Source organism: Streptomyces sp. NPDC006923, assembly GCF_040635655.1.
In the GTDB taxonomy this organism is placed as follows: Bacteria; Actinomycetota; Actinomycetes; order Streptomycetales; family Streptomycetaceae; genus Streptomyces.
In genome coordinates this window covers 302,193-322,627 of sequence record NZ_JBEYIF010000005.1, presented here as the reverse complement: position 1 = coordinate 322,627, position 20,435 = coordinate 302,193, and the positions used below count along the sequence as shown (strand labels likewise).

General features: G+C 70.8%; 16 protein-coding genes. 10 read left to right on the top strand and 6 right to left on the bottom strand.

The window, feature by feature from the left end:
* Positions 1-78: 78 nt before the first annotated feature.
* Complete coding sequence (locus ABZ707_RS12555) at positions 79-519, top strand: ATP-binding protein (RefSeq protein WP_360172099.1); 441 nt, start codon at positions 79-81, stop codon at positions 517-519.
* A gap of 158 nt (positions 520-677) precedes the next feature.
* Here the strand turns inward: ABZ707_RS12555 and ABZ707_RS12550 are convergent, their stop codons facing one another.
* The 4 genes from ABZ707_RS12550 to pdhA form a co-directional block, all read right to left on the bottom strand.
* A complete protein-coding gene (locus ABZ707_RS12550; RefSeq protein WP_360172097.1) occupies positions 678-2,594 on the bottom strand; it encodes an N-acetylmuramoyl-L-alanine amidase in 1,917 nt (638 codons plus the stop codon).
* A 422-nt stretch (positions 2,595-3,016) separates the two neighbouring features.
* Complete coding sequence (locus ABZ707_RS12545; RefSeq protein ID WP_360172095.1) at positions 3,017-4,450, bottom strand: dihydrolipoamide acetyltransferase family protein; 1,434 nt, start codon at positions 4,448-4,450, stop codon at positions 3,017-3,019.
* 14 nt (positions 4,451-4,464) lie between these two features.
* Entirely contained in the window at positions 4,465-5,445 is a 981-nt protein-coding gene (locus ABZ707_RS12540) for an alpha-ketoacid dehydrogenase subunit beta (RefSeq protein ID WP_360172093.1), read from the bottom strand.
* Between the two features lie 2 nt (positions 5,446-5,447).
* Entirely contained in the window at positions 5,448-6,629 is a 1,182-nt protein-coding gene (pdhA, locus tag ABZ707_RS12535) for a pyruvate dehydrogenase (acetyl-transferring) E1 component subunit alpha (protein ID WP_360172091.1), read from the bottom strand.
* 323 nt (positions 6,630-6,952) lie between these two features.
* Here pdhA and ABZ707_RS12530 point away from each other — a divergent pair, with 323 nt between their 5' ends.
* The 3 genes from ABZ707_RS12530 to ABZ707_RS12520 all read left to right on the top strand — a co-directional run bounded on the left by ABZ707_RS12530 (position 6,953) and on the right by ABZ707_RS12520 (position 9,398).
* Complete coding sequence (locus ABZ707_RS12530; protein WP_360172089.1) at positions 6,953-7,612, top strand: response regulator transcription factor; 660 nt, start codon at positions 6,953-6,955, stop codon at positions 7,610-7,612.
* 175 nt (positions 7,613-7,787) lie between these two features.
* Positions 7,788-8,204 carry a pyridoxamine 5'-phosphate oxidase family protein gene (locus ABZ707_RS12525; protein ID WP_360172087.1) on the top strand — a complete coding sequence of 139 codons (417 nt, stop codon included), beginning with the start codon at positions 7,788-7,790 and terminating at the stop codon, positions 8,202-8,204.
* A gap of 222 nt (positions 8,205-8,426) precedes the next feature.
* Positions 8,427-9,398, top strand: coding sequence for a phosphotransferase (locus ABZ707_RS12520; protein WP_360172586.1), 972 nt, complete (start codon positions 8,427-8,429; stop codon positions 9,396-9,398).
* A 156-nt stretch (positions 9,399-9,554) separates the two neighbouring features.
* On the opposite strand, the gene ABZ707_RS12515 is transcribed toward ABZ707_RS12520, so the two are convergent.
* Positions 9,555-11,198 (bottom strand): protein kinase, encoded by a 1,644-nt coding sequence (locus ABZ707_RS12515; RefSeq protein WP_360172084.1) that lies wholly within the window; start codon positions 11,196-11,198, stop codon positions 9,555-9,557.
* Positions 11,199-11,620: 422 nt separating this feature from the next.
* Here ABZ707_RS12515 and ABZ707_RS12510 point away from each other — a divergent pair, with 422 nt between their 5' ends.
* From ABZ707_RS12510 to ABZ707_RS12485, 6 genes are all read left to right on the top strand, one after another.
* A complete protein-coding gene (locus ABZ707_RS12510) occupies positions 11,621-13,225 on the top strand; it encodes a protein kinase (RefSeq protein ID WP_360172081.1) in 1,605 nt (534 codons plus the stop codon).
* Positions 13,226-13,379: 154 nt separating this feature from the next.
* Positions 13,380-14,135 carry a hypothetical protein gene (locus ABZ707_RS12505; RefSeq protein WP_360172079.1) on the top strand — a complete coding sequence of 252 codons (756 nt, stop codon included), beginning with the start codon at positions 13,380-13,382 and terminating at the stop codon, positions 14,133-14,135.
* Positions 14,136-14,219: 84 nt separating this feature from the next.
* The gene (locus tag ABZ707_RS12500; RefSeq protein ID WP_360172077.1) at positions 14,220-14,846 is read left to right on the top strand and encodes a PadR family transcriptional regulator; all 627 of its coding nucleotides are present in this window, start codon (positions 14,220-14,222) and stop codon (positions 14,844-14,846) included.
* A gap of 204 nt (positions 14,847-15,050) precedes the next feature.
* The gene (locus ABZ707_RS12495) at positions 15,051-15,821 is read left to right on the top strand and encodes an ABC transporter ATP-binding protein (protein WP_360172075.1); all 771 of its coding nucleotides are present in this window, start codon (positions 15,051-15,053) and stop codon (positions 15,819-15,821) included.
* Entirely contained in the window at positions 15,818-18,658 is a 2,841-nt protein-coding gene (locus ABZ707_RS12490; RefSeq protein WP_360172072.1) for an ABC transporter permease, read from the top strand. Before ABZ707_RS12495 ends, ABZ707_RS12490 begins: the two co-directional genes overlap by 4 nt.
* A 114-nt stretch (positions 18,659-18,772) precedes the next feature.
* A complete protein-coding gene (locus ABZ707_RS12485; RefSeq protein WP_360172069.1) occupies positions 18,773-19,315 on the top strand; it encodes a bacterial proteasome activator family protein in 543 nt (180 codons plus the stop codon).
* 117 nt (positions 19,316-19,432) lie between these two features.
* Here the strand turns inward: ABZ707_RS12485 and ABZ707_RS12480 are convergent, their stop codons facing one another.
* Positions 19,433-20,422, bottom strand: coding sequence for an NAD(P)H-quinone oxidoreductase (locus ABZ707_RS12480; RefSeq protein WP_360172066.1), 990 nt, complete (start codon positions 20,420-20,422; stop codon positions 19,433-19,435).
* Between the last annotated feature and the right edge of the window lie 13 nt (positions 20,423-20,435).

Here is a 20,435-nt window from a genome sequence, read left to right as displayed (position 1 = left end):
CCGGACGCGGCATTGCCACTGCCAGGGCCACGCGCACATGTACGGGCAGATCCCGAACGCACAAGGAGATGCGTGTCCATGACCGCAGCCCACGAAGTGCCCGCGTCCGAGCCCGTCCTTCAGGAGGACTGCCTGAGCTACACGCCCACCGCGCGCAGCGTCAGCCTCGTCCGGCGGCGGGCCGCGCGGCTCGTCGGCGAATGGGGGCATCCGGAGCTGGCCGGTGACACCGCTCTGGTCGTCAGCGAACTCGCCACCAACGCGCTGCTGCACGGCGGTCTTCGCGACCGGCTCTTCCGGGTACGGATCGTGCTCACCCGCCGCGCCCTGCGGATCGAGGTCACCGACGCCCGTGGTGAGCGGCTGCCGACGCTGCGGACCGCCGCCGACGACGAGAAGTTCGGGCGCGGTCTGCTGATCGTCGCTCAGCTCTCGGACCGCTGGGGCGTCGAGCCCCGTACCGTCGGCAAGACCGTCTTCGCCGAGATCGGTCTGCCCGGTCCCGCGGAGGTCCTGTGAGGCCGGCCGCTCCGGGCCCCGGCCGTGCGGGCGGAGCACATCGCAGGCGGCAAAGGGCGCCGGGAACGCGGAAAGGCGCCCGGGGCCGCGTCGGCCCCGGGCGCCTCGTACCGGTGGTGTCCGTCCTGGCGGGACGGACACCACCGGCTCGGGAGTCACTACCTCCGGGAGGTGGTGGCGGTGACGTCGCCGGAGTTCACCAGGACATACCGGTGGTTGAACTGGATCGTGTAGTAGAGCTTCGCCCCGATGACGACCGCTCCGCTGGACGGGAAGAAGTCGGCGCTGGCGAGCGGCGGCTGGTCGGCGACATACGCCTGGCCGACGGGGATCGCGTAGTTCGCCGCGGCGAGCGGCTTCTGCGTCGACGGGGACAGTCCGGCCGGGTACTCGGCGACGTCCGGGTAGGCCGTGCCGTACACCGGCGCGGCGGTGGTGCCGGCCGCCTTGATGATCCGCGCGCCCGGGGCGAGAACGGTGTTCTTGCCCTTGGGGTTGTGGATCCAGCCCTTCTGGCCGTCGTACCAGATCGCGGTCCAGTCACCCTGGACCTCGGCGACGACAAAACGCTGTCCGGCCTGGACGGTGACGCTCCAGTCGTTGACGCGGTCGGTGCCGCCCGTGGCGGCCGGGTCCGGGTGGACGACCGGGTCGAGGATGAGCGGGGCGTCGGCGCTCGGCGCGCTGCGCACGAACAGGGCGCTGGACGGCTCGGTGACCTGCGTGCAGGCGGTGGTGGCACCGGTCGGGTCGTCCCCGGGGCAGACCGTGTAGGTCTGGAGGTTCCGGTTGTAGCCGGGAGCGATGGTGACGGCGGTTCCGACGGCGCCGACACCGCGGGTGCCGTTGTCGATCGGCGCGCCGATCATGCGCATGAAGCGGGTCCAGTCCCAGCCGTTGCCCGGATCCCAGTGCATGCCCGCGAGACTGCTGGTGGAAGGACCGGGCACATTGTCGTGGCCGAGGATGTGCTGACGGTCCAGCGGGATGTCGTAACGGTCGGCCAGATAGGTCACGAGCTTGGCCGTCTGACGGTAGGCCGCCGTCGTGTACCAGTCCGCGCCGTGCGCCGAGAAGCCCTCGTGCTCGATCTGGATCGAGTGGAGGTTGCTGTCGTAATTGCCGTCACCGAACGCGATGTCCTTGTTGGGCACCATCTGGGTGACGGCGCCGTCCGAGGAACGCATCACATACTGCGACGAGCTGCCGCCCGGCGTCTGGAAGGTCTGGATCGCGGCGTCGTAGGAACCCTCAGTCGTGTGGATGATGATCTGAGTGATCTTGATGCCGTTGTCGGGCCGGTTGGACACCTGGCCGTTGGACGGCGCCGCCGGGACGAACTGGCAGTTCATCGAGCGGGGGCACTCGGCCGCCGGTGAGGAGGCGTCCTTCAGCTTGAGCTTGGCGAGCTGGCCTGCGACCGGCTTCGCGGACGGGTCGGCCTTCATCGTGACGCCGTCCGCGGTCTTCCGCCGCGCGCCGGACTTGATGGTGGCGAACACGTCGTCGACGTACGACGCGGCGGCCTTCTTGTCCGAGAGCTTCCCGTAAGCGGCGATCGCCGCGGTCCACTGCGAGGGGTCCTCGGAGGTGCCGCCGGTGAGCTTCTTCTGGTACGAGGCGAGCAGTGCGGCGCCGCCGCGGATGTTGTCCCGCCGGTTGTTCTGGAGCCGCTCGGCCGGGATGCCGGTCAGCTTCGAGGCGGTCCGCAGGGTGTGCAGTTCGGGATGGTTGGTGAACGAGGCGAGGTCGGAGCGGCCGGCGGCGCCCGCGGGGCCCTCGGCCGCCATCTCCGGCGTCACCTCGGTGAGGTTCATCAGACCCCAGCCACCGGTGTTGCTGTAGCCGGAGTGCTGCTGCCAGCCGGACTCCTCGTGGGCCACGCCGAGCAGGACGGACAGCGGGACCTTGAACTCCGCGGCGGCGGCGGCGAAGTCGGCCTGTGTGGTCGACTGCCCCGCACTGTCCTCGTCCTGCGCCTGGGCGACGGTCGGCAGGAAAGCGAAAGCGCCCGCGGCCAGTGTGGTGCCGAGGGCGGCCGCTGAAAGCCAGCGCTTTCCATTTCGCTTGTGCAAGATGTTCCCTTCAATACAACGCTGCTTAAAGTAACGTCGGCGAAGCGTTCCGTAATCGTTTCGCGCGGACGCGAAAGCGCTTCGCCGGCCGTTAGGACGGAGCGGGCACGGCCGCGGTTCCTGCGCTGACGCACCGATGAGCCGAGGTCGCCGGGCAGGCCAATTCGCCGCTCGGGCCGAACCGCTGACACGTTGGCACCGATGTCCCGGCCCGGCCTTCGATCCCTGCCGTCATCAGATCAGACAATGACTCCGCTGCCCATTGCGGGGCCCAGAAATTGCCCAATTTCCTACACCGTGTGCACGGAAGGACTACCGGCACCGCCGGAAGGCCGAATGCCCCGGCGTGTGCCGGGACAGAGAAAACCCCGCGACGGCGGCGGCCGTCGCGGGGCTCGTGGTGGGACGGGGCCCGAGCGCCGTCAGCCCCAGGTGATCAGCCGCTTCGGCTGTTCCAGGACGGCGGCGATGTCCGCAAGGACCATGGAGCCGAGCGCGCCGTCGACCAGGCGGTGGTCGAAGGAGAGCGCCAGGGTGGTCACCTGGCGGGGCTTCACCTTGCCCTTGTGGACCCACGGCTGGAGCTTGATCGCGCCGACCGCCAGAATCGCGGACTCGCCCGGGTTGAGGATCGGCGTGCCGGTGTCCACGCCGAAGACGCCGACATTGGTGATGGTCACCGTGCCGCCCTGCATGGCCGCCGGTGTCGTCCTGCCCTCGCGGGCCGTGGACACCAGTTCGCCCAGCGCTTCGGCCAGTTGGGGCAGGGTCTTGTCGTGCGCGTCCTTGATGTTCGGGACGATCAGGCCGCGCGGGGTCGCGGCGGCGATGCCCAGATTCACATAGTGCTTGAGCACGATCTCCTGGTTGGCCTCGTCCCAGGTGGCGTTGATCTCCGGGTTGCGTCTGATCGCGACCAGCAGCGCCTTGGCGATCAGCAGCAGCGGATTGACCCGCAGCCCCGCCATGTCCTTGTCAGCCTTGAGTTCCTCGACGAGCTTCATCGTGCGCGTCACATCGACGGTGACGAACTCCGTGACGTGCGGCGCGGTGAAGGCGCTGCCCACCATGGCGGCGGCCGTGGCCTTCCGTACGCCCTTGACCGGGACACGGGTCTCCCGGCCGCCGGCCGGGACCGCCACCGGTGCGGCGGCGGGGGCGGTGGCCGTGGCGGCGGGCACGACCGGCGCCGGAGCAGCCGCCGGGGCCGTCGCCGCGTGGACGTCGCCGCGCGTGATGATCCCGTCGGGGCCGCTCGGCGTGATCGTCGCCAGGTCCACACCGAGGTCCTTGGCGAGCTTGCGCACCGGCGGCTTGGCGAGCGGCCGGGACGTCGTGACCGGCTCGGCCTGACCGACCCGGGGGATCTCCGGAGCCGGTGGAGCCTCGCCCGTGTGCCCGTTCATCTCGGCCTGGATCGCGGCGGAGGCCGGCGCCTGTACCGGCACCGGGGCGCCTCTGCGCGGGCGGCGCTTGGTGGACGCCTCGGCGACCCCGTATCCGACGAGGACGGGCTGACGGCCCGTCGGCTCGGCCGGCGCCTCGGCGGCGGCCGGCGGGGCGGGCGGCGCCGCCGGGGCCTCGCCGGGGGTGCCGGGCGCCACGTCCACCGTGATGATGGACGCGCCGACGTCGACGGTGGTGCCCTCCTCGAAGCGCAGCTCGTGCACCACTCCGTCGTACGGGATGGGCAGCTCGACGGCCGCCTTGGCGGTCTCGACCTCGCACACGACCTGGCCGTCGGTGACGGAGTCGCCCGGCTTTACGTACCACTTGAGGATCTCGGCCTCGGTCAGTCCCTCGCCCACGTCGGGCATCCGGAATTCCCGGTAACGAGTGGAAGTGTCAGCAGTCATGGTCACGGCACTCCTCAGTACGCGAGCGAGCGGTCGACGGCGTCGAGCACTCGGTCCAGGCCCGGGAGGTACTCGTCCTCCAGCCTGGCCGGCGGGTACGGCGCGTGATACCCGCCGACCCGCAGCACCGGAGCCTCCAGATGGTAGAAGCACCGTTCGGTGATGCGCGCGGCGATCTCCGCGCCGGAGCCGTAGAAGACCGGCGCCTCGTGCACGACGACCAGCCGGCGCGTCTTCTCCACCGAGGTCTGGATCGCGTCGAAGTCGATCGGGGACATCGAGCGGAGATCGAGGACCTCCAGCGACTTGCCCTCCTCGGCCGCCGCGGCGGCGGCCTCCAGGCAGACCTTCACCATCGGGCCGTACGCGGCGAGCGTGAGGTCCGAGCCGCCCCGGACCACCCGGGCCGCGTGCAGCGGGTCAGGGATGGCCTCGTCGTTGACCTCGCCCTTGTCCCAGTAGCGCCGCTTCGGCTCGAAGAAGATCACCGGGTCGTCGCTCAGGATGGCCTGCTGCATCATCCAGTACGCGTCAGACGCCGTCGACGGCGAGACGATCTTCAGTCCGGCGACATGCGCGAAGAGCGCCTCGGGCGACTCGCTGTGGTGCTCGACCGCGCCGATACCGCCGCCGTACGGGATCCGGATCACGACGGGCAGCTTGATCTTGCCGAGCGAGCGGGCGTGCATCTTCGCGAGCTGCGTGACGATCTGGTCGTACGCGGGGAAGACGAACCCGTCGAACTGGATCTCGACGACCGGGCGGTAACCGCGCAGCGCCAGACCGATGGCCGTGCCGACGATGCCGGACTCGGCGAGCGGCGTGTCGATGACGCGGTCCTCGCCGAAGTCCTTCTGGAGGCCGTCCGTGACGCGGAAGACACCGCCGAGCTTGCCGACGTCCTCGCCCATGATCAGGACCTTGGGGTCCGTGTCGAGGGCCTTGCGGAGCGACTCGTTGATCGCCTTGGCGATGGGGAGCTTCTGTACGGCCATGACTACTTGCCCTCCTCGGCGGAGCCGCTCTCCACGTCCGCGAACGACGCCTGGTAGGCGGCGAACTGCGCGCGCTCCTCGTCGACGAGCGCGTGCCCGTCGGCGTACACGTTGTCGAAGACGGCCAGCGGGTCGGGGTCGGGCATGGCCCTCACCGCCTCGCGCACACGCTTGCCGAGCGTCTCGCTCTCCTCCTCCAGGGCCGCGAAGTACGCCTCGTCGGCCCAGCCCTCCCGCTCCAGATACCTGCGCAGCCGGAGGATCGGGTCCTTGGCCTCCCACGCCTCCGTCTCCTCGTTCGCCCGGTACTTCGTCGGGTCGTCCGAGGTCGTGTGGGCGCCCATCCGGTAGGTGAACGCCTCGACCAGGGTCGGTCCCTCGCCCCGCCGGGCCCGGTCCAGCGCGGAGCGGGTCACGGCCAGGCAGGCGAGCACGTCATTGCCGTCGACCCGGACGCCGGGGAAGCCGTACCCCTGCGCGCGCTGGTAGAGCGGCACGCGGGTCTGCTTCTCGGTCGGCTCCGAGATCGCCCACTGGTTGTTCTGGCAGAAGAAGACCACCGGCGCGTTGTAGACCGCGGAGAAGGTGAACGATTCGGCGACATCGCCCTGGCTGGAGGCGCCGTCCCCGAAGTACGCGATCACCGCGGCGTCCGCGCCGTCCTTGGCGACACCCATGGCATAGCCGGTGGCGTGCAGGGTCTGCGAGCCGATGACGATCGTGTAGAGATGGAAGTTGTTGCTGTTCGGGTCCCAGCCGCCGTGGTTCACGCCGCGGAACATGCCCAGCAGATTGGTCGGGTCGACCCCCCGGCACCAGGCGACGCCGTGCTCCCGGTAGGTCGGGAAGACATAGTCGTCGTCGCGCAGCGCGCGGCCGGAGCCGATCTGCGCGGCCTCCTGGCCGAGCAGCGACGCCCACAGTCCCAGTTCGCCCTGCCGCTGGAGCGCGGTGGCCTCGGCGTCGAAGCGGCGGGTCAGGACCATGTCCCGGTACAGCCCACGCAGTTCGTCCGGGGTCAGGTCGATCTCGTAGTCCGGGTGCTCGACGCGCTCGCCCTCCGGGCTGAGCAACTGTACGAGCGGGGGCTCGGAAGTCTGTGGCTGCGGCGTCCTCTTCGCGCTGGCGCGCTTGGCGCCGCTGCTGCGTCGCGGTTTGCGCGCGGCAGTGCTCTCCACGGTCACGTGCGTGCTCCTCCGTCTGTCCGGCCCCCGGGATCCGCCGGGAACCAGTGCGGCTCGCCTGTACCGCCGCGCGCACGGGGTGGGTGCGACCCGGTAGGGACAGGCGTGACAGGTGCCCCGGCGAGCGCCCTGTCACAGGCACGTTACCCAGTGCGCCGCATTACTGCGAAACCCCGTTTGACCTGCAATTTTGCTTGGATTTCCAAGTAAATCGTCAAAGTCGGGAACAACCACTGGTCACAGCCTTGCAGGCCGCCGGAACAACGGCACGTTATCCCGCTGATCTGCGACAGGGAAGGGGTGAGTGTGTGAGACTGAATTCTGTGTACGAAGATGGAAAAATTACCGTATTCCTGGTTGATGACCATGAAGTCGTCCGCCGGGGTGTCTTCGAACTTCTGTCTGTGGAGGAGGACATAGAAGTCGTAGGAGAGGCGGGCACGGCCGAGGACGCCACAGCCAGGATCCCGGCGGCACGCCCCGATGTGGCCGTGCTGGACGTACGGCTGCCGGACGGCAGCGGGGTCGAGGTCTGCCGGGAGATCCGCGCGCGGGACGAGAACATCAAGTGCCTGATGCTCACCTCGTACGCCGACGACGAGGCGCTGTTCGACGCGATCATGGCCGGAGCGTCCGGATATGTGCTCAAGGCGATCCGCGGCAGCGAGCTGCTGGCGGCGGTACGGGACGTGGCGGCGGGCAAGTCGCTGCTCGATCCGGTGGCGACGGCTCAGGTGCTGGAGCGGCTGCGCGACGGCAACGGCCGCAAGGCCGACGACAAGCTGGCGGGCCTCACCGACCAGGAGCGCCGGATCCTGGATCTGATAGGCGAGGGCATGACCAACCGCGCCATTGGCGAGCGGCTGCATCTCGCCGAGAAGACGATCAAGAATTATGTCTCCAGCCTGCTGTCCAAGCTCGGGATGGAGCGGCGGTCGCAGGCGGCCGCGTATGTGGCCAGGCTGGGAGCGCAGAAGCACTGAGCCGCGCGGGCACGCGTGCTCGCAACGGCCCCGGGAGCCGCGCCGGCACGGACCGGCGAAATCGAATCCCGTATACATACCGTGACAGTCCCGGTCGTAATCGGGACCAACGTCCTCTGTTTTCGGGGCCGCCTCCCCTGTTGGACGAGGGGTTCGGTAACGGACAGTGGGATCCATGCTGACCGACGAACACCGCGCCATGGAACTGCTCGACCGAGTCCCCTTCGGACGAGTGGCGGCCAGCATCCGCGCGATGCCGTTCGTCGCACCGGCCCGCCATGCCGTGGCGGAGGGCTGCGTCCTGCTCCGACTGCACGAGGACCTGGGATACCGGCGGCTGTCCGGCGGCTGCGTGATGGCGTACTGCGCGGACAACTTCGGCAGCGCCGACGCCGAGCTCTGGTCGGTCCAGCTGACCGGGACCGCCGAGATCATCGATCCGACGCCCGGAGAGCTGGAGCTGTTCGGTATTGGCCCACAACAGGTGGACGACGAGCCGCTTGATCCGGTCTATATGCGGCTTGTGCCGCAGTTCGTAACCGTACACATGCTCGACAACTCCCGGGAGCGACGGAGCGGACACGCTGCGTGATCTACCATCTGACAAGTGCCGCGCTCATATGACCTCGCTGCGCCTGCCGCGACTGCTCTGATTCCCCCGCCCGCCCCCGCTTCTCACTTCTCACCAGCCACACCCGCACCACATCGAGCCCCACCTGTCACTCCTCCCCCTGCCATCGCTCGTACCTCTTCCGCCACTCACGCCGCTTCCGCTCCTCATGCCACCTCCGCCTCGGCGCCGCCCGTCCGGGCGCTGCTGCGCCGCTACCGCAACGCCGGCGAGCCCCTCTCGTGCGAACCGGTCGCCCAGGGGCTGCTGAACCGCGGCTACCGCCTCTCCACCACCCGCGGCTCCTACTTCCTCAAACACCATCTCGACGGCGACCGCGAGGCCATCGCCCGCCAGCACCGCGCCACTCTGCGGCTCCAGGCGCTCGGCGTGCCCGTCGCACCACCCGTCGAAAACACGGACGGTGACACCGTCGCCGTCATCGGTGGCCGCTGCTACGCCCTGCACCCCTGGGTCGAGGGCCGCCACCGCGACGGCGCCCAGCTCACGGCCAAGGGCTCCCGCCGTCTCGGCGGACTCCTCGGGCTGGTGCACGTCTGCCTGGAGCAGGTGATGGAGCCGGACCCGGCGGGCCGGGCACACGACAGCCCGGACCCGGCCGGGACCTTCGCGCTCATCGACGAACTGCTGACGCTGGCCCGCGACCGCACACCCAGAAGCGCCTTCGACGCGCTGGCCGAGCACCGCCTCACGGAACGCCGCGTCCTGCTGGAGCGCCACGCCCACCGCCGCCCGCCGCCGGGCGCCGAACCGGCCACGGGCTGGGTGCACGGCGACTTCCACCCGCTGAATCTGCTCTACCGGGGCGCTGAGCCCGCCGCGATCGTCGACTGGGACCGGCTCGGCGTACAGCCGCGCGCGGAGGAGGCGGTACGGGCGGCGGCGATCTTCTTCGTCCGGCCGACGGGCGAGCTGGAGCTCGGGAAGGTACGGGCGTACGCGCGGGCCTACCGGAGGGCGGCCGGCGCGGACGCCTCGGAACTGGCCGCCGCCGTGCACCGCGTGTGGTGGGAGCGGCTCAACGACTTCTGGATACTGCGCTGGAGCTATCAGCGGGGCGACCGGAGGGCCGACCCGCTGTTCGCCGCCGTGTCGGCCCTCGCGGTGTGGTGGACGCGCGAGTACGAGGCGGTGTACGAGGCGTTCACGGCCTGACAGTTCACGGGCCGTGAGGTCACGGGCCGACAGATCACGGCCTGACAGTTCACGGGCCGACAGGTCACAGGCCGACAGAAAGGTCCCGGGTCCCCGCCATGACGGGCGGGGACCCGGGACCGTGCCGTACGCGTCCCGCCCGGGGCGGGGCGGGCGTCAGCCGCCGCCGCCGGGAGCGCCGCCCTCCTGGCCGGCGACCGACGTACCGGGATCGCCGTTGGCGGCGCCGTCCGTGGTCCCTCCGGTGTCGGTGCCCGTGCTCGCCCCCTGGTCGGTCCCGCCCGAGTCGGTACCACCGTCGGTGGTGCCCTCCGAGGTGCTGCCGGTGCTGCCGTCCGTGCCGCCCTGGTTCGACCCGCCGGTGGTGCCCGTCGAACCCGACGACTGGCTGGGCTTGGTCGGCGAGACGGTCGGCTTCTCGGTCTCCCCGCTCGGCGTCTCCGACGGCGTCTCGCGCGGCGAGTAGTCGGGCTGCTGATTGCCGCCCGAGGAATCGTCGGACTCCGTGTCCTGCGACGACTCCTCGTCGGACGGCGTCGGATCGGAGCTCTGGGACGACTCGCTCGGCGAGACGACCGGCGTGTCCTTGCTCTTCTCGTTGTCCGTGCCGCTCATCCCGTTCAGCGCGTACGCGGCGCCCGCCACGATCGCGACCAGCGCGAGCGCGACGAACAGCCACATCATCCTGCCGCGCCCGCCGCCGCCCTGGTGACCGCCCTCGTACCCGCCGTCGTCCGGATTCATCGGCGGCAGTATCGGACCCTGCGAGGTGTCGCCGTGCGGCGGATAACCCATCGCGGTCGTGGCGGCCATGCCCATCGCGCGGGTGCCGCCGCCGGGGTGCGCCTCTACCGGGCCGGTGTTCCAGCTTCCGGTGTGGCCGCCCTGCTGCTGGAGCATCTGCATGCCGTACTGGACCAGCCCGCGCATCTCCTCGGCGCTCTGGAACCGGTCGTCGGGCTCCTTCGCGAGCGCCCGCATGACCAGGCCGTCCAGCTCCGGCGGGGCGCCGTCCGAGACCTCGGAGGGCGGCACCGGGATGTCCTGGACATGCTGGTACACGACGGAGAGCGGGGTCTCACCGGTGAACGGGGGCCGCAGCGCGAGGAGTTCGTAGAGCAGGCAGCCCGTCGCGTACAGGTCGCTGCGGTGGTCGACGGCCTTGCCCAGCGCCTGCTCGGGCGAGAGGTACTGGGGCGTGCCCATGACCATGCCGGTCTGGGTCATCGTCGACTGCGCGCCGTGCAGGGCGCGCGCGATGCCGAAGTCCATGACCTTCACGGCGCCGCTGTGGGTGATGATCACGTTCGCGGGCTTGATGTCGCGGTGCACGATGCCGTGCTGGTGCGAGTAGGCGAGCGCCTCCAGCACACCGGACACGATGATCAGTGCCTGCTCCGGGGGCGGGGCCTCCGCGTTGACCAGCAGATCGCGGATGGTGCGGCCCTCGACCAGTTCCATCACGATGTACGGCACGGTCTGGCCGTTGACGGTGTCCTCGCCGGAGTCGTACACCGCCACCACCGCGTGGTGGTTGAGGCCGGCCACCGACTGGGCCTCACGCGTGAAGCGTGCCTTGGAGACCGGGTCCTCGGCCAGGTCGGCCCGGAGCAGCTTGACGGCGACCGTGCGTCCGAGCCGTACGTCCTCGGCCGCGAACACCTCGGCCATGCCGCCGCGGCCGAGCCGGTGGGTCATCCGGTAGCGGCCGTCGCCGACCAGTCCACCGACCAGCCCGCCGTCGCCCCAGGATTCCGCGGCATCCGACACTCCGCCGCCTGCTTCGGGTTCGGCTGCCATCAGTCCTCGCCGTCGTTTCTGTCCGCGTGATACCCGCGTGCGCGGTCCGCGGTGTCGCTGTGTGTCTCAGATGTGGCCATGCGTGTCTCATCAGGTGTCGCTCTGCCATGTCACGCTACAGGCTTCCCGGGACACGCCGGTTCAGGATGGACGGGCCATCAAACCCGCTGCCACCGCACCCAGGCAAATTCCCCGTTCCGCCTGTAACGCTTCCGAGACGCTTGCTGTGCGTACGGTCACGGAACGGGCACCCGGCTTGACGTGTCGGTGCCCTGGGGCAGACTTGGCCCGTACTACGGATCACCGCGTCAATATTCACCATTCACCGCGTCGACATCACAGCACCGGCATCAGTGCGGAGCGCCTCCTCACGGCGGCCGGGCCGGCCGTGCTGTGTGGCGTGCCGAGGGGGAAGCACAGTCATGAGCCAGGACGGCGCACACGGCCGCCATGCGGGCAGTTCGGTCGCGGGCGGCCGGTACCAGCTTCGTGACCTGCTCGGTGAAGGCGGGATGGCGTCCGTATACCTGGCGTACGACGTGGCGCTGGACCGCCAGGTGGCCATCAAGACCCTCCACACTGAACTGGGCCGCGAACAGTCCTTCCGTGAGCGCTTCCGGCGCGAGGCCCAGGCTGTCGCCAAACTGTCACACACCAATATCGTCTCGGTATTCGACACCGGCGAGGACGAGCTGGACGGCGCGCTGATGCCGTACATCGTCATGGAGTACGTCGAGGGGCAGCCGCTCGGCTCCGTGCTCCAGGCGGACATCGCGCGGTACGGCGCGATGCCGGCCGACAAGGCGCTCAAGGTGACGGCCGATGTGCTGGCCGCCCTGGAGACCAGTCACGAGATGGGCCTGGTTCACCGGGACATCAAGCCGGGCAACGTCATGATGACCAAGCGCGGCATAGTCAAGGTGATGGACTTCGGCATCGCCCGTGCCATGCAGTCCGGCGTCACCTCGATGACACAGACGGGCATGGTCGTCGGCACACCGCAGTATCTGTCGCCCGAGCAGGCGCTGGGACGCGGCGTCGACGCCCGTTCCGATCTCTACTCGGTCGGCATCATGCTCTTCCAACTGCTGACGGGCCGGCTGCCGTTCGACGCGGACTCGCCGCTGGCGATCGCGTACGCGCATGTGCAGGAGGAGCCCGTCGCGCCGTCCGCGTTCAACCGCTCGATCACCCCGGCGGTGGACGCGCTGGTCGCGCGGGCGCTGAAGAAGAACCCGAACGAGCGCTTCCCGAGCGCGGTCGCCATGCGCGACGAATGCGCGCGCGTGATGGCGGCGGGGCACAGCGGCGCCCCGGTGATCGTGCAGGGCGGTCCGCGCCACAGCGGCCCGGGGGTCGGCTCGGCGGTCTTCCCGCCGGTGGACTCCGCGGCCGTGCCGCCGCCCGGGGTGCGGACGCCCTACCAGCCGGGACCTTACGGACCGCCCGCGCACACGCCGCCTCCGATACAGACCCCGGCGCCCGGCTACGGCTATCCGCAGGCGCCGCCGCCCTACGGCAACCCGCAGTCGTACTCCGTCTCCTCCCACTCCGCGGCCGGCGTCCACGGCGCTCACGGCGGCCGTGGCGGCGGCCGCCGGAACATGCCGCTCATCGTGGGCTCGGTCGTGCTCGCGGTCCTCGCGATCGGCGGTGTGATCACGGCGCTCTCCATGAACGGCGACTCGGACCCCGGCGGCACGGAGGGCACGGGGATCAGCGACTCGCCGGTGGCGGGTCACCAGCCGCCGGAGCGGAACCGGACCATGGACGCCTCGGACTGCACGGACGCCTCCGAGGACGGCATCGACCCGGCCAAGGTCGAGGCTCCCGATCTGCGGTACAAGGACCTCATCTCCGTGAAGGAATGCCTCCGTGAGGCGGGCTGGAGATGGACGGTCAAGGAGGAGAACAACGGCCAGTACGCCGAGGACACCGTGATCGACCAGTTCCCGCGCGAGGGCTCCGGGATCGTGCCGAGGAATCAGGTGTTCGAGTTGACGATCTCGACGGGCGACCCGGAGTAGTCCCTCCGTCGTACACCCGGCCTCCCCCCTCCGGACGATTCCGGACGGCGTCCCGGACGACCGGCTTCCGGGCCGCGCACACCGCCCGACGGGCAGGCGTCCCATACGGCTCATCCGGGATGCCGGAGTCCCGGTCGCGTGTGACGCTGATCCGGTGACTCCAACGCTGGGCTCCCGCTGTGCGATCACGGTCGCGTCCCTGTTGCTGGCCGCGCCGGCCGCGTACGCCGAGGAGTCCCCGCTACCCGCGGCCGTACCGGTGTCGTCCCGGGCGCCGGCCAACGGACCGGCCGGCCTGATCGCCGACGGGCCGGCGGAAGCGCTGGACGCTCCGGCGGACGGACCGGAGGAACCGGAGGACGGACCGGCCGAGGAGCCCGGCGACGAGCTGTCGGAACCACTGGCGGGCCGGCCGGCCGGCGAGGGACGCATCAGGCCGGGCAGACCGGCCGAGCCCGGGGAATGGCCGCCGGAGGACCCGGCCGGCGAAGAGAGTGACACCTTCTGGGACGACGCCCGGGGCCACGCCTGGGACGACCCGAGAGCGGAGACGGGCCTGAACCCGTCCAGGCGGCCGGGACGGTCGCCCTCCCCCTCCACGAGCCCTTCCCCGTCGGCCTCCGCCTCCCCCACGGCGCAGCCGACGCCCGAGCCGTCCCGCGAGAGCGGGAGGACGGACGAGGGGAACGCGAGGGATCAGACCTGGGAGTCGGAGGATCCCGCGGACGAGTATCCGGCGGAGGAGGCGACCCCGCGCGGGTCCCGGCCGCCCTCCGCCGCCCGCAAGCCGGTCTCGAAGGCCATCGCCGAGTCCATGACCCGGCCGATTCCCGTGCTGACACTGGGCGCCGGAATCACGCTCATCGGCCTCGGACTGGGCTTCCTGGGGATGCGGCTGCGCCACCGCTGACCGGCGCCTCCTCCTTCCGGCGTAGGTGTCAGGTCCGTCTCAGGTCGCTTGCGGGCCACTCCATACTCGGTATACATACTGAGTATGTCGATTCGCCACGGGCTTCTCGCCCTGCTGGAACACGGCTCGCGCTACGGCTCTCAGCTCCGCACGGAGTTCGAGTCCCGCACCGGTGCCACCTGGCCGCTCAACGTGGGCCAGGTCTATACGACCCTCAGCCGCCTGGAACGCGACGGCATGGTCGCACAGGACGGTGAGGACGACGCGGGCCATGCCCTCTACGCGATCACCGACGCCGGCCGCGCGGAGCTGCGGTCCTGGTTCCGCACGCCCGTCGACCGCAGCAGCCCGCCCAGGGACGAGCTGGCGATCAAGCTCGCCATGGCGGTGGGCGCGCCCGGAGTCGACATCCGGGAGGTCATCCAGTCGCAGCGCCACCACACCGTCCAGGCGATGCAGGACTACACCAGGCTGAAGGCCCGGGCGCTGGAAACCGCCCCGGCCGACCGCGACGAGGTGGCCTGGCTGCTCGTCCTCGAACAGCTCATCTTCCAGACCGAGGCCGAGGCCCGCTGGCTCGACCACTGCGAGTCCCGGCTGGTCCGGCTCTCGCTGCCGGCGGAACGGAAGGACGGGGCGGCGCAGTCGCCTGCGGGCCGGCCGGCCGCGCGGCCGGAGCCCGAGCCCGTGGTCACGCCCTCCGCCGACTAGGGGCCGAAAGTCTCGTCCGGATCGTGCTGGGCCGGCGTGTCGGCCCGTGCGCCTGCGGTCCGTCGCACCGGCGGGCGGTTCCCGCCGGTGCGGCCTCCGTCTTTCGGCCGACCCCGTCTCGTCTCGCCTCTCGCCTTCCTCCCGCTCACTCATATCCGCTCGCGCTCACGCGGGCCCACGCGTACGCCCCAAGGGGGACCCCTCATGCCCGGCCAGTCACACCAGCAACAGCAGAAACACCAGCAACAGCGCCAACCCGTGCTGCGACTCCAGGAACTGACCCGTGTCCATGGCAGCGGAGCCACCGAGGTCCATGCCCTGCGCGGTATCAACCTCGATGTCTTCCCCGGCGAACTCGTCGCCGTCATGGGCCCGTCGGGCTCCGGCAAGTCCACGCTGCTCACCATCGCGGGCGGCCTCGACACCCCGACCTCCGGGCGCGTGATCGTCGAAGGCACCGACATCACCGGCGTCGGCCGCAAGAGGCTCGCGGCGCTGCGCCGGCGCAGCATCGGCTATGTCTTCCAGGACTACAACCTCATCCCGGCCCTCACCGCGGCGGAGAACATCGCGCTCCCGCGCGAGCTGGACGGCACCTCCGCGCGCACGGCACGGACCGAAGCGCTCGCCGCGCTCGCCGAGATGGGCCTCGACCAGCTCGCCGACCGTTTCCCCGACGAGATGTCCGGCGGCCAGCAGCAGCGGGTGGCGATAGCCCGCGCGCTCATCGGCGACCGGCGTCTGGTGCTCGCGGACGAGCCGACCGGCGCCCTGGACTCCGAGACCGGTGAAAGCGTGCTCGCGCTGCTGCGCACCCGCTGCGACGCGGGCGCCGCCGGTGTCCTGGTCACTCATGAGCCGCGCTTCGCGGCCTGGGCGGACCGGGTGGTCTTCCTGCGGGACGGCGCGGTCGTCGACCAGACCCTCCGCAGCACGGCGGACTCGCTGCTCACCGGCCAGGCGGCCGAGCTGTGACGACCTGGTTCCACTCCTGGCGTGCGGCGGTGCGGATAGCCCGCCGTGACGCCTGGCGCTTCAAGGGACGCAGTTTCCTTGTCCTCGCCATGATCGCGCTTCCCATCCTCGGTGTGAGCGCGGCGGATCTGACGCTGCGCAGCGCGGATCTCTCCACCGAGGAGAGCCTGAGCCGGACCCTCGGACGGGCCGACGCCCGGTTCACCGATCCGTCCCTCGGCGGTACGCCGCTCCTCCAGAGCCCGGACGGCCAGAGCTATATGCCGGTCGGCGACTTCGAGGAAAACCCCTGGCCCGAGGGTTCCGCCGAGGTCAGGAAGGCCCTCCCGCCGGGCGCCACCGTCCTGGAGGACTCGCTCGGCTCCGCGAAGCTCCGCACCACACACGGTCTGCTTCCGACCGAGATCCGCGAGCTGAGGGCCGCCGACCCGATGGCCCGGGGCATCATGCGCCTGGACAGCGGACGCTTCCCCGAGAAGGCCGGTGAGGTCGCCGCGACCACCCACTTCCTGGAGACCAGCGGGCTGCGGGTGGGCTCGAAGCTCACCGCCCGCGGCCTTGACGCCGACTACCGGATCGTGGGCGCGTACGAACTGCCCGACGCCCTCAAGACCGATCAGGTCACCGCGCTGCCCGGAGCGATGCTGGGTCCGCTCGACAAGGCACTGGAGGCGGACGGGCTGCCCGGCACGGACCAGAGCACCACCCTGCTGGTGAACGCGCCGGGTGGTTTCACGTGGAACAAGGTCCAGCAGGTCAACACCCATGGCATCACGGTGGAATCCCGCGCCGTCGCCCTGGCCCCGCCGGCCGACGCGGACGTCCCGCTGTACCAGGAGGAAGGCTGGGGCGATCGCCCCGCGACCTCCTCCACCACCGAGCTCGCCGTGGCCGCCACCGTCGTGGGCCTCGCCATGCTGGAGATCTGTCTGCTGGCCGGCCCCGCCTTCGCCGTCGGCGCCCGGCGCTCGCGCCGTCAGCTCGGCCTGGTCGGAGCCAATGGCGGCGACCGGCGCCATATCCGCGCCATCGTGCTCGCCGGCGGTCTGGTGATCGGGGTCGCGGCGGCCGTGACCGGCACGGCCCTGGGCATCGCCCTCACCTACGCCCTGCGGCCCGTCCTGGAGCAGTACCTGGGCAAGCGGTTCGGCAGCTTCGACCTGCGGCCGGCCGAACTGCTCGGGATCGCGCTGCTCGCCGTGGTCACGGGTCTGCTGGCCGCGATCGTCCCCGCCGTCACCGCTTCCCGGCAGACGGTGCTGGCCTCGCTCACCGGCCGCCGAGGTGTGCGCCGGAGCAGCAGGGTCCTGCCCGTACTGGGTCTGATCGCGTTGGTGCTCGGCGCGGCGATCGCGCTGTACGGATCGGCGGTGAGCGAACAGTTCGCCATCGTCGCGGGCGGCAGCGCCATCGCGGAGCTGGGCGTGGTCGCGCTGACCCCGGCCCTGGTGGGCCTGTTCGGCCGGGTCGGCCGCTGGCTGCCGCTCTCGCCGCGGCTCGCGCTGCGCGACGCCGTACGCAACCGGGGGCGTACGGCCCCGGCCGTGGCCGCGGTGCTCGCGGCGGTCGCCGGCACGGTGGCCGTGTCCACCTACGCGGCGAGCACCGACGCCCAGAGCAGGGCCGCGTACGAGCCGCAGCTTCCGCGCGGCGCGGTCTACGTCATGATCACCGAAGACGGCGGCCGGGATGTGCCGACCGTGCGCTCGGCCGTCCAGAAGACCCTGCCCGTGGACATCCGGGCCAATGTGGACCGGATCTCCGTGGGGAAGCCGAGCTGCCCGGTCTACGGCGGCGAGGACGGCTGCGGACGGTACGAAGTGGTCGTCCCCCAGCCCAATCGCTGCCCGCTGTGGGAGACCGGCCCCGCCGACCCCGCGACACAGTTCAGCGCCGAGGAGCGCCGCAAGCTCGTCAAGGACTGGCGCTGCAAGGAAGCGGACGTCTACAGCAATGTCGACGGCCGGGTCCTGATCGGTGACGCCACGGTCCTGAAGGTCCTCGGGATCGACGACCCCGGAGCGGAGAAGGCGCTGGCGGACGGCGAGGCCGTCTCCTTCGACAAGCGCGATATCGACTCCGACGGGAAGGTCGGCATCCGTCTGATCACGGACACCGACCGGGCGGACGCCGCCGCCGGGAGGGGCCAGGACGCCCCGGGTGTGATCAAGTCCTTCCCGGCCCACCAGATCCCGGACGGACAGAACGCGTACGGCCTCTCGATGATCCTGACGCCGGCCGCGGCCAGGTCGGCGGGCATCGGCACCGTCCCGCTCGGCGCGTACTACACGACCAGCGCCATGCCGGACAGCGCGCAGGAACAGAAGCTGAACAGCGAGATCGACAAGACCGGTACCGAGGCCACCGTGCACATCGAGCGGGGCTATGTCGGCGAGAGTGACATCACGCTGCTGGCGCTGACCGTCTTCGCCGGACTGATCACCATCGGCGCGGCGGGTATCGCCACCGGTCTCGCCCAGGCCGACGCGGAGTCCGATCTCAAGACGCTCGCCGCGGTCGGCGCACCGGAGCGGGTACGCAGGACGCTCAGCGGATTCCAGTGCGCGGTGGTGGCCGTGATGGGTGTGCTGCTGGGTTCGGCCGCCGGTGTGCTGCCGGCGGTCGGGCTGCGGCTGACCCAGCGCCGTGAAGGGCTGGCCGGATACCAGCGGACGATCAAGGAAGGGCTGAGCGACGCCACCGCGCCGTATGTGCCCGTCGTCATCCCCTGGGAGACGCTGGCGGTCCTGCTGATCGCGGTCCCGCTGGGCGCGGCGGTCCTGGCGGCCCTGGTCACCCGCTCGCACCGGACGCTGGGCCGCCGGGCGGCCGCGTAGCGCGGACGGCGCGAGTCCCGCCCGGCACGGCGGGATGTGCCCCCGTAGGAGGGTGGATCATCCTCGTACGGGGGCACACCGTCTGATGACGCACACGTGCGCGACAATGGCGGCATGGAGATGCCGAGGAACGAACGGTCGCAGGAGAGCCCCCATGTCCTTGTTGTGGGACAGGACGGGATGTCGCTCGGCGGCGGTGGAGCCGACAACGAGGCACGCGAGGTCCCGGTGACGGAGATGGTCGAACAGCCCGCGAAGGTCATGCGCATCGGCAGCATGATCAAGCAGCTTCTGGAGGAGGTGCGTGCGGCTCCTCTGGACGAGGCGAGCCGGGTGCGGCTCAAGGAGATCCACGCCGGCTCGGTGAAGGAGCTGGAGGACGGGCTGGCCCCCGAGCTGGTCGAGGAACTGGAGCGGCTCTCGCTTCCCTTCACCGACGAGGCCATCCCCTCCGAGGCAGAACTGCGGATCGCGCAGGCACAGTTGGTGGGATGGCTGGAGGGCCTCTTCCACGGAATCCAGACGGCGCTGTTCGCTCAGCAGATGGCCGCCAGGGCCCAGTTGGAGCAGATGCGGCGCGCCCTTCCGCCCGGCTCGGTCCAGGAGGACGACGGCGAGCCCGGACACGGGGCGCTGCGCTCCGGCCCGTATCTGTAGACGGCCGTCCCCCGGGGCCGCCCTCGCGCGGCCCGCTGCTCAGCGACTCGGGGAGATCCGCCCCCGAGCCGGCGCACCGTGCGGTGCACCGGATCGGGGGCGGACCGGACTCTCGCCTCAGACCGCGGAGGGCGTGAGCAGCAGGATCTTGCCCACATGGGCACCGGCCTCCAGCGCGCGATGCGCCTCGGACCCTTCCGACAGCGGCAGCCTCTGATCCACGACCGGCCGGACCCGCCCCGCCGCGACGAGCGGCCAGACGTGCTCGCGTACCCCCGCGACGATCTCGGCCTTCTCGCGCAGCGGCCGGGCGCGCAGTGAGGTCGCGGTGACGGTGCCGCGCTTGCGCAGCAGCTCGCCCAGGTTGAGCTCGGCCTTCACCCCGCCCTGCATACCGATGACGGCCAGCCGGCCGTTCACCGCCAGGGCCTTCACATTCCGTTCCAGATACTTCGCGCCGACGATGTCGAGAATGACATCGGCACCGGCGCCGTCCGTGGCCTCGCGGATCTCCGCGACGAAATCCTGCTCGCGATAGTTGATCAGGGTGTCCGCGCCCAGCTCGGCGCAGCGCGCCAGCTTGTCGGCGCCGCCCGCCGTGACCGCGACCCGCGCGCCGGTCGCCTTGGCGAGCTGGATCGCCATGGTGCCGATGCCGCTCGCTCCGCCGTGTACCAGCAGCGTCTCGCCCGGCGCCAGCCGGGCGATCATAAAGACGTTCGACCAGACCGTGCAGGCCACCTCGGGCAGGGCCGCGGCCTCGGCCAGATCCACTCCCTCCGGCACCGGGAGCAGTTGCCCCGCCGGTACGGCGACCTTCTCGGCGTATCCGCCACCGGCCAGCAGCGCGCACACCTCGTCGCCGACGGCCCAGCCGGAGACCCCGGGGCCCAGCTCGATGATCCTGCCCGAACACTCCAGGCCGGGGTACGGGGAGGCGCCGGGCGGCGGATCGTAGAAGCCCTGCCGTTGCAGCAGATCGGCGCGGTTGACGGCGCTCGCCACGACCTCGACGAGCACTTCGCCCTCGCCGGGTACGGGGTCGGGCACCTCGGCCCAGACAAGTGCCTCGGGGCCACCAGATTCCGGAATCGTGATCGCATGCATGGCCGCGAGGCTA

Coding starts and splice junctions, on each gene's coding strand:
- ABZ707_RS12555 (WP_360172099.1), top strand. CDS start 79: ATGACCGCAGCCCACGAAGTGCCCGCGTCCGAGCCCGTCCTTCAGGAG.
- ABZ707_RS12545 (WP_360172095.1), bottom strand. CDS start 4,450: ATGACTGCTGACACTTCCACTCGTTACCGGGAATTCCGGATGCCCGAC.
- ABZ707_RS12540 (WP_360172093.1), bottom strand. CDS start 5,445: ATGGCCGTACAGAAGCTCCCCATCGCCAAGGCGATCAACGAGTCGCTC.
- ABZ707_RS12525 (WP_360172087.1), top strand. CDS start 7,788: ATGCTGACCGACGAACACCGCGCCATGGAACTGCTCGACCGAGTCCCC.
- ABZ707_RS12515 (WP_360172084.1), bottom strand. CDS start 11,198: ATGGCAGCCGAACCCGAAGCAGGCGGCGGAGTGTCGGATGCCGCGGAA.
- ABZ707_RS12510 (WP_360172081.1), top strand. CDS start 11,621: ATGAGCCAGGACGGCGCACACGGCCGCCATGCGGGCAGTTCGGTCGCG.
- ABZ707_RS12500 (WP_360172077.1), top strand. CDS start 14,220: ATGTCGATTCGCCACGGGCTTCTCGCCCTGCTGGAACACGGCTCGCGC.
- ABZ707_RS12495 (WP_360172075.1), top strand. CDS start 15,051: ATGCCCGGCCAGTCACACCAGCAACAGCAGAAACACCAGCAACAGCGC.
- ABZ707_RS12485 (WP_360172069.1), top strand. CDS start 18,773: ATGGAGATGCCGAGGAACGAACGGTCGCAGGAGAGCCCCCATGTCCTT.
- ABZ707_RS12480 (WP_360172066.1), bottom strand. CDS start 20,422: ATGCATGCGATCACGATTCCGGAATCTGGTGGCCCCGAGGCACTTGTC.